Genomic DNA, 13,148 nt, shown 5'->3' with positions numbered 1-13,148 from the left:
TTGCCGCGTCGAGTTCAACCCAGTTGGCTTCAGGAACTTGGTCAGGTTACCGGAGGGGACCAGTCCCGTCATGGCCGTCCCACATGCCTGTCCTGCCAACAAGCTCGTTACTGTTGGTGCGGTTGAACAGGATTTCGCCTTCGAGCAGACCGAAGCGCTCGACGTCCTCTGCGCCCATCTCGACATATTTCAGGTCTTCCAGATCCAGATCGCCGTCGTACGTCACATTGCCCATGCGGATCATCGGCAAGCCCACGGGATCCGTGTGCGCCTTCGCGCTGCTGCCGTAATCCGCATCGGTGAGCAATTCGCCGATCGTCGTCATCGGCCAGCTCTCCGGATTGGTCGCCGGATCGCCGAAGATCTTTGCGAAGGTCGCCGGCATCAGTTCCGCGACCCTGCGTTGCGCGTCAGCCCGCAAGCGGACGATGTGCTCCGCGCGCGACAGAAGCTCCACGTATTGGATCCGCTCCTCGGGCGAATGCGCCGGCAGTTCCTGGTCGAGGACCTGCTTGTCCGTCACGGCCGGGTAGAGTGCGCCCGCCACGAACGCCAGCAAACCTTTGATGAAGCGCTGCGAGCGGGTGAAGTAGAAGAGGTATTTTGGCGAGACGTCTTCGTTCGCGCGCAGGACGCAAAAGCCCGTGCTTGCGACCTGCTTGTGCAGACTGTCCGGCACCATTGCGATCGCGTTCAGGTTCGGACGAACGGTCGAGACGAGCACGTCACCCGAATTGATCGCCATGCGCGCACGCGAGGGGGCGTCCGCGCCGACCAACTCCTTCGGGTAATCACACTGGAAGCTGCTCGGCGCACGGCAATCGTCGGCGGAGCTTCGTTTCAAACTTGACCGGCGCAGAAAAAGCAAATGTCCAGAAGGCAAGCATGATGTCGCCATGCATGACGGTTTCTGTCCAACCGCTGGGCGAAACCGTGGTCTCGTGGGGCGTCACTAGTTTGTTCAAAAAGTCGTCCAGGACTCGCACACGGCCTTTTGCTGGCCGCGCTTGTGAAGACGCCCGAAAGATGAATCCGACAGTGACTTTTGCTTTGATAGTTGTGGCACACAACGGTTTCAAGGCTGAACTGTGTGCTATCGCACAATCTCCTTCAATCAAGTGATTCTGTCTTGCGTGAGGCTTACGCCTCGACGGTAAGTTACTGAACAGATCGTAGAAAATCTACGCGCGTGACTTTGAACAACAACATATAGTCGAGCGGTCTGGCGAGCAAAGAACACCGAGTGGCGAGTGCGTCCGAGCTTTCGCCCACAGACTTGCTTGCGCGAAGTGGCAGTCGTAGCTAGCTAGCGGCCGTCGAAGCGTTGCCGAGGCGACTGACGGTTCGAGATCGGATTATGCAAATTGCATCAAACATGCGTTTGAAATGACGACCGTCGCGCTCGGTCGTCGGACGAACGCGGCTAAGAGACACTGTTTGATAGTGTTTCGATTTGGGCAATTTGAATTATGGGTATTCGACTTGTCTTGTGGAAGATCGCAGCCTAAGCTTCTTTAAAAACACGCTAACGAACCGAAAAAAGGGTAGCTCATTTAAATACCCCATCGTTAGGGCACACCGCACACGACACTCCGCGTGTTCCTTTACATGTGGACTCTCAACAAGAAAAGCACCGCTAACAGCGGATGCGCTGCGGAACGTTTGATTCAATCGACTCGCAAAAACGGTGGTGCAACACTTAGTCAGCCAACGGCCTGATCATGCGCGGCGCGCTTGCTTTTCAGAGGAGTAGTTCATGGCTAGGCAACCGCAAGACCCGACAAGACAAGTCACTTTTCAGGTTTCAACCGCGCAACGACCCGACTTCAAGCATCCGCTTGCCGTCTACGTATTCGATGCACGCGGCGAGCTCCTTGAACAGGTGGCTGTTCGTGACGGTAAAGTCCAGTTGAGCATACCGAAGGCCGGACTAGGCCGCGAGCGAGTATTCGTCGCACCGGTGAGCGAGAAGATCGACGCAAAGCGCCTCACCGCGGTGCTTCTGGAACGCCTTGGTGCGTACCAGCCGGTACTGCAAGCCGGCGACGAGCTAACGGACCAGATAGACATTCCGGGCTTCATCATTGATAACTGGCCGTTTTGCTTCTGCTGGGTGCATGGCAGGACTGTACGCAAAAGCGACAATCGCGCAGTCTGCAATGCGCGCGTTCACATTTGCGAGGTGGATCGCATCCCATGGTGGATCGAAAGGCTTCCCGACGCGGATGTGCTTCGTCTTCGCGACGATCTGCTGCGTGTCATTCTCAAGCCGCCAATTCCAGACCCTGGACCGGATCCGTGGCCTATCGTGCAAGGCACCGCTCGCTCCAAAGACTCGGTGCTACGGTTCGCTAGAGACATCGGTTCTCTGGTAAGTATCAATCCGCAGCCGCTTCCGCCTGGAGAAGCCTCGAGTCTCAATCCGCAGCCGCTCCCGCCTGGAGTTGTCGCCAGTCTCAATCCGCAGCCGCTCCCGCCTGGAGTTGTCGCCAGTCTCAATCCTCAACCGCTTCCTCCGCGCTACAGCGACCTTCTATCGCCTGAAATTCAGCTCGCGCTGTACAGTACGTCACCGTTGATTGTGCGCAGGACGTTGGTCAACAACTGGAAATTTCTGATCCCGTGGTTATGCCATTGGCCGCATTGGTGGTGGCTATTCCGTTGCGACGAATTGGCGATGCTGACGACGGACACGCTCGGCCGCTTTGAGACAACGATTTTCTACCCGTGCGGCGGCGACCATCCAAATCTCTACTTCTGGGTTGAGTACGATTTCGGCGGTGGCTTCGAAACCGTCTACCGCCCATGGATCGCGTGCAACACGTATTGGGAGTACATGTGCGGCTCCGAGGTGACGATCCACATCACGGACCCCCGTGTACCGGGTTGTGACGACGAGCCCGACTTACCGGGCTGTCAAGTCGTGGTGTTGTCGATCGGCCGCAACATCGCCGTCCGTCAGGTGCAGACGATCGGGGTAGAAGGACTTACCAATGCGAATCAGCCGTTTGGTGCAACGCTCGAGCCACGCGTCGATTTCAGCCGCACTGAACTCATTGATGTGAAAAAAATCCCATACTACCGCTGGTCGTATCGTCGCCTTAGCGGTGCCGACGGCATCGCCACGACCGTGGACCAAAGCTCGGTGCCGATTAACGTGTGGTCCGTGATGACACGTGACGTATACCGACACTACAAGGTCGGAACGAGCTACCCGTCTGACTTCATGGGCCCGATGCCGACGTCCGGACCCAACGCCGCCCCGGCGCCGAACCTCTTCCGCATCCGGCCGCTGCTTCCACCGGCCGGCAACGAGTGGGTGGTGCTCAACGAGAACATTGATCTCGCAACCGCGTACTTTGACACTGCGTCGCTCGCGGGCACGCCAGTGAGCGGTCCGCCGTGGCCGGACGATCTTGCAGCCGGGCGGTACGAGATAAAGCTCGAGCTTTTCGATGCGGCGGGTGCCCTCGTCGACTGGACCGCCAATGGGATCGACCTACGCATCACCGACCGAGATGCGCCGTTCGGAACAGGCACAATCACGACGTCGCCCGCGCCTACGTACAACCGAATTTCCGTCGGTGGTAACACGATGGGTTTCCGTATGGTGTTACGCGTGGACAATAACCGATGTGGCGCAGAAATTCTCGCGGTTGGTGGGACCGTCACACCTGACCCCGTTTGTGGGTTCCACAACTATGCTTCGCCATCGGACACCGCAACCGTGTCCTTCATCGCGCGGCACGCGAATGGCTTCGCCGATTATTCGTTCGTGACCGCGCGCGGGGCGGGCCCTGTCATTCCGGGCGCGTCCACTTCGGGAGTCGTGGGGGACGCTGGGAGCAACGGTTTCATTAAGATCGGCTCCTTCACGGACTCGAAGGACGTCGTCATCTCGATGCTACTCGGGTCCTGTTCTAACGCAGCGTTTTCAGAGCGCCTGGATGTCCTGGCGACAGCGACCAATGGATACAGCGCGCTCACCGGATACAATGCGAGCGACAATGCGGCATTCGCGCTCGCGACGCCCTGTCCGAGCTGCAGCAGCGAAGGCAACACATAGCGAGGAACCCATGCTGGAACGCAAGCCCTTAAGAGCGCTCGTCGCGCTCGCGTTCGTCGCAACGGGATTGGGTGGATATGCCTTGGGGTCCCGTCGACAGCGTGCCAACCTGACCTCGAAAATGCCGCGTGAGTCGGAGCCGCCGGCATTCGATCCTTCGATGATCAAGCGCGAACCGTTCGTGAAGCTCGACGCGCGCTCCATCGACGCATTTGTGCGCTGGGTGGCTGGCACGCCTATCTCGGAAGTTCAAGCTGTGCGCGACGCCGTCGCCGCGGCCCGCTCTGACGAGGAAGTGGCTAACGCGTTAATCGCGAGCCTCTTCAATTTGCCAGCCGGCGACGTCGGTCAACATCTGCTCCTCCTCTCTATCATCGGCGAGATGCGTCAGCAGGACTTTATAGAGCCGCTGGTGAAATTCATCGGCCTTCCAGTGAGCAGCATCGTGAAGGAGACGTTGAATCACCGTGCATGTGGGACTTGCATTTCGCACCTCGATGCCGAAGCGATGCTGAGGGCGAGGGCGGTCGAAATGCTCGCGTGGATTCGTACCCCTGAGGCGTTCGAGGCCGTGCTCGGTTTCGCTCGATATCACGAGTCGCGTGTCGTGCGCCTAGCGGCGCTCGACGCATATATCTACAACCACGAGGACAGCCCCGAAGCAATCGAGCGCGCCCGTGCAGCGGCGCGACGCGACGAGGCGAAGCTCGTCGGTCTCCCTCGGTTTACGCGTGACAGCGAGCCGGCGCAATTCGCTGAAAAAGTGGCCGCCTTTTACGAGCAACACCCCGAGGAACGACCGCCAGCGCCGCAAATCGCGCGCAATCCTACCCGGCGATTGCCGGAACCCCGATCGTGAGTTGAGGAGAGACTTATGAGTTACCCCAGCGAGCCCGGCTTGCCTTCGGACCCACCTCCGTCCTCTCCCGTGCACTGCGTGGCCGGTGCAAATTTGGAGGAAGTGACGGTAGCCGGTCTCTACAATGGATGTTGGCGCGACCTATACATCTGGGTATGGGATGCGTATGACCTCACCGATCTATCGTGGTATCAGGACGGCCTGAAGGATGCGTGCAATGACAGCCTGCCGTTTGCAAAGGTCGTCAACGCTGTGTTTCTTATCAATTACACGCTGACAGACAATTTTGCGCTGCAATGGCACTCGACCGAGGACTACAAAAGCTCGTCACGCGCAGCAGATAACCGCTTTCATGGTCCGTTCTACACCAGGCTCGCCACGACAGGAGCTCCTGACACAACGACTGAGGCACAGGCGCAGACAGGGCGTTTCCTCGCACGGGATCGCACCAATCTTTATTGCAGGCTCTTCAGTCTCGGATCACCGAGCGACTCGGCGAGCAACCGCGCGTCAGTCATGCTGCATGAGTCGTGGCATCACTGGCAGTACAAACACGACTTCCAGACCTCGCACATCAAGATTGGGTCCCCTCCTCACGACGCGGACTGGTTTTATCCGCACCGGGTAAGTGATTTCGACTTCGGCGTTTTGGATCGCTTCGACACTAACCCGAGCCATCTGCTGTTCCATTCGCCATACCAAATCGCCGTCGAGTTCGATGCCGATCTCGCCGAGATGTCTCAGCTGTGGGTGCCTCTGGCGGTCACGCAGGCGGCGCGTAATTCCGGGAATGGGCGCCTCGGTTCGCAGTTCGTGAATGCGGTTGCCTATCGCATCGGCAACCCGCGTCCGTTCTAGGCAAGGAACGCTTGACAATGAATGGGGGCCACATGGTTAATGCGGTGAGAGTCGGAGTGGAGTGGATCAACATCTACCCACAGAACGATGCGGAATGCCCGGCTGTGCCAAATCTCAGGTTTGCGGGCGATTGCGCGGAGGGCTTTCTGCTTGCCATGCGTTCCTGCGGGCACGATGACATTTTCGACTGGGGTAACGACAACGCGTGGTCGGCGGACTTCGATCATCCCGATTTCGGGGGAGACTCGCTGCGCTGGAGCGACAATGTCCACTTCTGCTACGTCGCCGGGCACGGTGGCTCGACCTACACATCAGATCCATTCGCGGCGTTCAATATCGGGTTTTCGTCGCGGCACGTCGATCCGGGTTTCCTTAAGTGCAGGTCGATCAGCTCGCGATGGAGGCTCGGTTCGAACCGGCTCAAGTGGTTCGCGATCGACAGTTGCGATATCGTCTCCGACACGGTCGCCGAGCACATTGTCAAGATGTGGGGCGGGCCGATGCAAGGCGCTCATCTCCTCCTTGGATTCATTGGTCTGGGGCGGATCTGGCCAACAACGCAGAGCCGACGTATTTCCTTTGCCCTCGATATTTGCGGAGGGATTCCGATTGCTAATGCCTGGCTCGACACGGGATATTCTCTCGAGAGTCCGGATCAACCAGTGCGCCCGATCGCGATCGCCGCAGGTTTCACGCGCGACGAAGCTCTCGCACGGCGCGACAGTGAAACCCTTGACTGGCTTTGGTTCGACGTCCACGCGACCAACTGGCTCGCGTGGAAGTGGCGCGGATAGCCGTGGGAGAAGGAGAGGCACGATGCCGACGTTCCAGCTTTCGACAGAGTCACCTTCCGTGCCGCAGGACCGGGCGCGCATCTTTCGACTAGCCCCGCCGCGAGTGAGCCAGAAGACCGTGTTCGAGATCGCACGCCGCTTCGGGCTCAAAGGCGACATAAAAACCGGCTCACTGTGCCAGGACTCGCGCCAGACGCGCTACAGCGAGGGATCGCTGGAGCTCGTTGTCCATCACGCGTCGCACGGCCTACGCTTTCACGATAAGGCGCGTTGGCAGGTCGACGATGGCACCGCACGTGTCGAGTTTGACGACGAGACGGCGATCCGCTTGGCAAAAGGTATTATCGAAGCGCACACAGTCATGCCGCTCGATGAGTGCAGAGTGTTGCGCGTGACGCGTCTCAACGTTGGCATCGCGGAGCCGCGCACGGGGGTCGCGGAGCATCGTGTCATCGATGTTGGCGTGGTATTCGGGCGTGTTATCGACGGCATCCCTGTCGAGGGTCCGGGCGGAAAGGTGATGGTGTATATCGATCACAAAGGCAATCTCACCGGCGTTGATCGCATCTGGCGAGATATTTCAGCAGTCCACGCGGATGATGTTCCATTGCGCTCTACGGAAGTGGTTCAGCAGGAGGCGTTGCGCGAATTGGGCGAGGAGGGCAGCGGCCTCATCAGAATCGATGACATTCGCTTCGGGTATTTCGAGCACGCATGGGACGTGCCGCAGCGCTACCTTCAGCCTGTCTATGTACTATCGATGACGACAACCGCCACGGAAGGCCCTTTATCGGGCCGTGCTGCCGTGCGGTCGGGATACCTGGGCGCGGCGGCCCTGAGGTCGCCGGAAAGGCTTCTGCCACGGCCCCCAACAGTACCGCAGCAAACCCCACGGAAACGCTATCGTGATGGCGCTTCGAGTTGAAGATCAGTCCGCTTCCTGCGAGACAAAAACGTAGCAGGTGACTTCTGGTTGGAAAAACAATCCAAGGTTGGGATGCACGGCCCCATACAGTCGGAGGGATGGATACCCCTTCTATACCGTGCCCCCATACCAGCAGATGACGAGCGCAGCTATATATGGCCTCACATTCGAGCAAGGTATCGCGCGTGACGTAGTCGTGTCCGACTGGGCGGACTGCCGTGTCGACTTCATCAAGCTCGACGGTTACACGGCGCGGCTCCAGGTGCGCGAATACGCGGCGGCGCTGGACGTCATTCTCGAGAAGTCGTCGGAGGCCGGCGACATCTCGATCGTCAACGACACAATCGTCATTCCTTTCACGGGACAAGACACCGAAGCCATGGCGGCTGTCGCGCGTCACAAAAACCTTCCTAACTCCGAAAAGCGCGCGCCATTGCGGCGTGTTGGCGTGTACGAGCTCCGGCTGTATTCACCGGACGACGAGCCGTATTCGCTCCTACGCGGAGATGTGAATCTGATTGTAAGCACCCGGCAAACACACCGGGGGCATGGATTCGTGTCGATCAGGCTGTGGTAGGTGACCAGAGATGTGGAAGCAGCTGCGCGAGATTGTCGGCGCGCTGGGTCGGCAAGCGAGTCAGGACGTCTTTCAGATAGCAATACGGGTCATGACCGTTGAGCTGTGCCGATCGGATCAGGCTCATGACGGCGGCACAACGTTGGCCCGCACGAAGAGAGCCGGCGAACAACCAGTTCGCCCTTCCAGTTGCCCATGGACGTATCTGGTTTTCTAGCCAGTTATTATCGATGGGCACTCGCCCATCGGCGAGATAGCGCATCAGCGCCTCCCAGCGTTTGAGGCTGTAATCCAGCGCTTTCGCAATGGCCGAGCCCTCCGAGACGAGCTTGCGCTGACCAGTCATCCAGTCGTGCAACGCATCGGCAATCGGCCGGGCACGCTCCTGACGAAGGGCACGTCTTTGTTCGGGATCGAGCCCTGCGGCCTCTCGCTCGACGTCGTAGAGTGCCGCGAAGTATTCAAGTGCCTGCCCGGCAATCTGACTCTTGTGATTGGCGTGAAGCTCGTAGAACTTCCGTCGGGCGTGGGCAGCACACCCGATCTCCGTAATGCCTTGACGGAAACCTTCCTTGTAGCCACCGTAGTCATCACACACGAGTTTGCCGCACCAGCCGCCAAGGAACGCACGGGCATGCTCACCAGCGCGGCTGTCGGCGAAGTCATAGACGACCGCCTTCAATTCGGCAAACTGCGTGGTGCTGTATGCCCAGAGATAGGCCCGATGGGTCTTGCCCTTGCCCGGGCTGAGCATCTGCACCGGCGTCTCGTCGGCGTGCAGCACTTCCTGCCTGTGCAGTTCCGCTCGCAGCGCGTCGACCAGTGGCTGCAGTCTCATCCCGCAAACACCAACCCATTCACCCAGCGTCGATTGCGGAATCGCCAGGCCGGCCCGACCAAAGATGCGCTCCTGGCGATACAAAGGAAGATGGTCACCGTATTTGGCGACCAGCACCAGCACCTGCGCGAGCAGACCCGTGGTGGGAATGCCCTTGTCGATCACGTGGGGCGGCACCGGCGCCTGGACCAGCGTTTCGCACGTCCTGCAGACCCACTTGCCACGGACGTGCCGCTCGACCATGAATACGCCCGGCGTGTAGTCCAGTTTCTCGCTGATGTCTTCGCCGATCCGTTCGCGCTCACAACCGCACGAGCACCGGGTGTCTGCGGGCTCGTGGTGGATGTCTGTACGCGGGAAACCGGGCGGCAAGCTTGCCCGCTTCGGCTTCTGGCGCTCGTCATCGGTTCGAGGTGTCGGCCGCAACTGCTCCAGTTCAATCTCGAGCGCGGCCAGATCGGCGTCAATCGCCTCATTGAGCAGGCTCATCTGTTCGCTGTTGGTCTGTTCGCTACGCCGGCCGAACTGCATGCGCTTCAGTACAGCAATCTCATGCGCGAGCTGCTCGATACGTGTCTGCCGGTAATGCAGCTCCCGTTCGTTCTCACCAACCTGCGACATTAACCGCGCGGCCAGCGTGCGCAGTTCGTCGGGGCTCAGGGTGTCGAGGTCGGCGGGCAGGTCCATGCAGGCAGTCTGCCAGAACCTCACCCGCGACGGAAGCAAGCCAGTTTACGGCTCTGGGGGTATTACACGACCGTGATCGCGTGATCGTGAACCAACGTCTGCCAGGGCAGTCCGGTCACCAACGCACGCAACTGCTCGGGATTGAGCGCGGTCGCGATCGTCTGCTCACCGTTCGTCCAGACGAACCGGCCCTTGTTCAGGCGACGCGCGGCCAGCCAGATTCCGAACCCGTCATAGACGAGCACCTTCATGCGCGTCGAATGCCTGTTGGCGAACAGATAGGCGTGATGTGGTCGCGCTGCGCCGAACACCTTCACCACGCGCGCCAGAATCGTATCTGTGCCGGCGCGCATATCCAGCGGTTCGGTCGCCAGCCAGATCGCGTCGATGCGGATCACCGCAGCCACCCCTGCAACCACACCGCACAATCGCTGGCTGCAGATAACGGCCAACGTACCGTCACCGTTGCCGCACCCCGACGTACCTCGATCAGGATCTCTGTCGCGCCAGATGCAGCTCCGGACGCTTTCAGCTGCAACGGCACAAATTCTGCCGATGGCACGCTCATTGACTTGCGGGCGAGCTCGGCCGCATCCAGCTCCTCCTGCGCCGCCACCCAGCTTCGGAGCATGTTGGCATTCAAGCGATAGTGCAGTGCTACCGCCGCGATCGATACGTTGGGCTGCATCGCCGCCCGGATGACTTGCGCCTTGAACTCCTTGCTATGCCGCCGACGTCGTGTCGGTTGCACGACCTCCTGCGTCACCTCGATCTCGTCCATCATGTACATCTGTCCATTAAAAATTTAGATGGACACGATCCTCGCCTTCGAGCCTTACGCAATCAAGATGACTTCACCGGGTGCTTACATCTGATTCTCAAGGTGGTGCGATGACCAGCAGGCTTCGAGTCAATTCCGTCACGGTTAGCGGTGGCCACGTCCTGAGCAAGGGCGACAAGGGCGATAAGGGCGATAAGGGCGATAAGGGCGACAAGGGCGACAAGGGCGACAAAGGTGACACGGGCGATAAAGGCGATAAGGGCGACCGTGGACTGGCGGCGCCGTCAGCGTTGCAATGGGATCCCAGTACGCACGCAGTCTTCGAGGACTTCCAGACGCTGGGCGGGCAGCCGGGTAAAACTCCGGGGCTTGTATAGCTTCTCAATCCTTTGGGCCACGTATTCTGCAGTTGCCTCCTGCACGATCCTTTGAATTGACAGTTTCGGGACGTTTTCCGTTAGCCAGGTCATCTGCATGTGCAGTTCTTCGGAAAACTTTGTTGAGAAGTTAATCATCACGCGCGGATGCGCGTTCTCCCATGGAGGCGGCTCGGCCTGTTGGGGAGCATCTGACGCCTTGTCCTTTTTCGATTTTTTTGCCATTTCAGCGTCTAAAAAAATGCGCAGCTTACCCGAAGAATAGGTAATCTCAAATCCTGTAACTCTTTGTTTTTTAAAAAATAGATATGGTTATGGTGAAGCGATAGACGTATCGATATCCGGCGACGGCTATGGGCAGGAACTACGGCTTAGGTAGTTGCGCCTCCTTTATGCTTACACGCGTCGCACAGAAGCATCTGGATATGGAAAGGGCAAGGTGACGGCGATATGCTGTGAACGAGCCGATACTTTGACGGGAGAGTTGCGTGACTACGCGGCACAATAGACGGCAACGCAAAAAGCTACACCTCGGCGAATTTACTCAACTGGGCTTTGCTGTTTCCGCACGGTTCGCGTCGCCGTTCGCCGACGGCGGCTGCGATAAGCTGCTAGACGGCTTCATCGAAGACTGCATCGAGCCTTTACGGCTGAGCTTCGGCGGCGGCGTAAACGATGATCTGAGTGGATATGTGACATCGGCGGTGCGAGGCCGCTCAGCATCTGAAGAGCAGCGCGATAAGGTTCGTGGGTGGCTTAGCTCTCGGTCTGAATTCTCTGTTGTCGAGGTTGGGCCGCTCACAGATGCGTGGCGTGTGCAAGGGCAGTGAGGTGACACCGAAACGCATAAAGATTGGTCCGGCTTTCTGTGTTAGGTGCCGGGGAACCCCGCGCCAGGAGCCCATCCTGAGTTTTCGCCGCGTCGGAGGCGGGTGCTGCACTCAGGGCCGCCCTTGAGAAGGGTGCACCTAATGCGGTAGTGCCTTGTCGATTTGCGCCACCAACTATCGCGGTACTAGCGTCAGGTCCGCTTCGTTGAATTCGCGCGCCTCGTAGACGACGTTCGCGACAACGTGGTTACGGTGGTCGTAGTAGCCAACGTAGGCCAGATATCCTTCTTTCGTACGCACTACGTCGCCGCGCGCAAATGTGTGGTGTTGCTGCTCGATGCCGCCAAGTACTTCGGCGGGTTCGCCGCCCGGCTGGAACTGTTCGCCGAACAAGGCAAAGCCAGTTGCAAAGCGCTTGCCGCGCACATTCTGGAGCAGTGCTTCAAGCTGTTCGAGCAGCGCGCCTGCGTCACCTTCGCCCAGCTCTACGGCCCTCATCGCGGCGTCCAGTTCGCTCTCAATAGTTCGAAAGTGGTTATACACGTGATTCACTCCATTGACTGACGCCCCCGGCTTGCTGTCCGGGGCGGATGCGGCGAGTATGGCGGAAATGGAACGTCGGCCGCTGTCGTCACCCCGTCGTTCTGCCCGGTGTACCATGACGCCCCATGCGTCCGGTCATGGTAAGCGTCGGATGCGCCAATGAGACAAAACCAGAACGGGGAAGGGGATGATGGGTACTAGCCTGAATCGCGGCGGTGCTGCCGCGTGTGTGTTTTCCGCAGTCCGGTGCGGCAGTCTCATGGTGCTGCTGGCGCTCGCGAGCGCTGCCCACGCCTACCAGCCATCCCCTCCCGACGAGTCGCAACTACAGGAGCACGGCCACTATGTGAACCGCGATGGGAACGATGTGCATTCGCCAGCCCACTCGCGAACCGGTAGCGTGCCGGTCGGTGCCACCGCGAAATGCGGTGATGGAACCTACAGCTTCAGCCAGCACCATGCTGGCACATGTTCACATCACCACGGCGTAGCCGAGTGGGAATAGGTTTTTGCCCACCAGTCCTGCCCACCTCTCCGACGTTAGAGAAGCGTCGTGCAGCGATGTCTACTACGTCGATTCGGCGCGTGCGGTGGAGGCTTGCTCGCGACTCATGACCCCTTCTATTTCGGCGAGCGCGTTGAGGCGGCGTAGTAAGCTCGTCGCGTGGTACACCATGCTTGGCCCACCACCGATACTGCCGCCGATTGCTTGGGTAGAGACGAGTCCGGTTCTTAGGAGCGCGCCTAGAGCAGCGTTGTAGTCCTCGGGGACGGCGAACACGTCTGGCACCAGTTCAGATCGAGTCCGATGCATTGGCTCATTGCCGTAAATCGTGTCCCCATTGTAAGCAGTCGAATTTCGCAGCAGCGTGCCCAGCAGGACAATTTCGTCGTGCCGCAGGGACGCTAAAAGATCCGCGTAATACAGAAATTCGTCTGCGACGATGGCCTTGTCCCGTACCTGGCCCGCATAGATAGCGGCAAGCAGGCGAAGATTCATACGGCCGGAGCCT

General features: G+C 59.2%; 15 protein-coding genes. 9 read left to right on the top strand and 6 right to left on the bottom strand.

Annotation, left to right across the window (positions count from 1 at the left end):
• Positions 1–46 precede the first annotated feature (46 nt).
• Complete coding sequence (locus AB4Y44_RS18970; RefSeq protein WP_368700523.1) at positions 47–868, bottom strand: hypothetical protein; 822 nt, start codon at positions 866–868, stop codon at positions 47–49.
• 888 nt (positions 869–1,756) lie between these two features.
• Between AB4Y44_RS18970 and AB4Y44_RS18965 the strand changes: the two genes are divergently transcribed.
• The 6 genes from AB4Y44_RS18965 (at position 1,757) to AB4Y44_RS18940 (ending at position 8,079) form a co-directional block, all read left to right on the top strand.
• Positions 1,757–4,066, top strand: coding sequence for a hypothetical protein (locus tag AB4Y44_RS18965; protein ID WP_368700522.1), 2,310 nt, complete (start codon positions 1,757–1,759; stop codon positions 4,064–4,066).
• Positions 4,067–4,076: 10 nt separating this feature from the next.
• Complete coding sequence (locus tag AB4Y44_RS18960) at positions 4,077–4,925, top strand: HEAT repeat domain-containing protein (RefSeq protein WP_368700521.1); 849 nt, start codon at positions 4,077–4,079, stop codon at positions 4,923–4,925.
• Positions 4,926–4,940: 15 nt separating this feature from the next.
• Complete coding sequence (locus tag AB4Y44_RS18955) at positions 4,941–5,783, top strand: hypothetical protein (RefSeq protein WP_368700520.1); 843 nt, start codon at positions 4,941–4,943, stop codon at positions 5,781–5,783.
• A 17-nt stretch (positions 5,784–5,800) separates the two neighbouring features.
• Positions 5,801–6,577, top strand: a complete 777-nt coding sequence (locus AB4Y44_RS18950) for a DUF6345 domain-containing protein (RefSeq protein WP_368700519.1) — start codon at positions 5,801–5,803, stop codon at positions 6,575–6,577.
• A 22-nt stretch (positions 6,578–6,599) separates the two neighbouring features.
• Entirely contained in the window at positions 6,600–7,502 is a 903-nt protein-coding gene (locus AB4Y44_RS18945; RefSeq protein ID WP_368700518.1) for a hypothetical protein, read from the top strand.
• 196 nt (positions 7,503–7,698) lie between these two features.
• Positions 7,699–8,079: a hypothetical protein gene (locus AB4Y44_RS18940; protein WP_368700517.1), complete on the top strand. Its 381-nt coding sequence runs from the start codon at positions 7,699–7,701 to the stop codon at positions 8,077–8,079.
• Here AB4Y44_RS18940 and AB4Y44_RS18935 read toward each other — a convergent pair.
• The 3 genes from AB4Y44_RS18935 to AB4Y44_RS18925 form a co-directional block, all read right to left on the bottom strand.
• Positions 8,066–9,604, bottom strand: a complete 1,539-nt coding sequence (locus AB4Y44_RS18935) for an IS66 family transposase (RefSeq protein ID WP_368700516.1) — start codon at positions 9,602–9,604, stop codon at positions 8,066–8,068. The genes AB4Y44_RS18940 and AB4Y44_RS18935 overlap by 14 nt on opposite strands.
• Before the next feature lie 62 nt (positions 9,605–9,666).
• The gene (gene tnpB, locus AB4Y44_RS18930) at positions 9,667–10,002 is read right to left on the bottom strand and encodes an IS66 family insertion sequence element accessory protein TnpB (RefSeq protein ID WP_254344552.1); all 336 of its coding nucleotides are present in this window, start codon (positions 10,000–10,002) and stop codon (positions 9,667–9,669) included.
• Positions 9,999–10,388 (bottom strand): transposase, encoded by a 390-nt coding sequence (locus AB4Y44_RS18925; RefSeq protein ID WP_368700515.1) that lies wholly within the window; start codon positions 10,386–10,388, stop codon positions 9,999–10,001. The genes tnpB and AB4Y44_RS18925 overlap by 4 nt, the downstream gene beginning before the upstream one ends.
• Positions 10,389–10,495: 107 nt before the next feature.
• On the opposite strand from AB4Y44_RS18925, the gene AB4Y44_RS18920 reads away from it, so the two are divergent.
• Both AB4Y44_RS18920 and AB4Y44_RS18915 read left to right on the top strand, forming a co-directional pair.
• Positions 10,496–10,762: a hypothetical protein gene (locus AB4Y44_RS18920; RefSeq protein ID WP_368700514.1), complete on the top strand. Its 267-nt coding sequence runs from the start codon at positions 10,496–10,498 to the stop codon at positions 10,760–10,762.
• 488 nt (positions 10,763–11,250) lie between these two features.
• Positions 11,251–11,592 carry a YggL family protein gene (locus tag AB4Y44_RS18915; RefSeq protein WP_368700513.1) on the top strand — a complete coding sequence of 114 codons (342 nt, stop codon included), beginning with the start codon at positions 11,251–11,253 and terminating at the stop codon, positions 11,590–11,592.
• Between the two features lie 174 nt (positions 11,593–11,766).
• Here AB4Y44_RS18915 and AB4Y44_RS18910 read toward each other — a convergent pair whose 3' ends face one another.
• A complete protein-coding gene (locus AB4Y44_RS18910; RefSeq protein WP_368700512.1) occupies positions 11,767–12,135 on the bottom strand; it encodes a hypothetical protein in 369 nt (122 codons plus the stop codon).
• Positions 12,136–12,394: 259 nt separating this feature from the next.
• Here AB4Y44_RS18910 and AB4Y44_RS18905 point away from each other — a divergent pair, with 259 nt between their 5' ends.
• Complete coding sequence (locus tag AB4Y44_RS18905; RefSeq protein WP_368700511.1) at positions 12,395–12,640, top strand: DUF3761 domain-containing protein; 246 nt, start codon at positions 12,395–12,397, stop codon at positions 12,638–12,640.
• Between the two features lie 63 nt (positions 12,641–12,703).
• On the opposite strand, the gene AB4Y44_RS18900 is transcribed toward AB4Y44_RS18905, so the two are convergent.
• Positions 12,704–13,135: a hypothetical protein gene (locus AB4Y44_RS18900; protein ID WP_368700510.1), complete on the bottom strand. Its 432-nt coding sequence runs from the start codon at positions 13,133–13,135 to the stop codon at positions 12,704–12,706.
• Positions 13,136–13,148 lie beyond the last annotated feature (13 nt).

The organism is Paraburkholderia sp. BR10937 (genome assembly GCF_040965695.1).
Taxonomy (GTDB): Bacteria; Pseudomonadota; Gammaproteobacteria; order Burkholderiales; family Burkholderiaceae; genus Paraburkholderia.
Note: the sequence above shows the minus strand (reverse complement) of the source record. Positions and strands in the feature narration are given on the sequence as shown.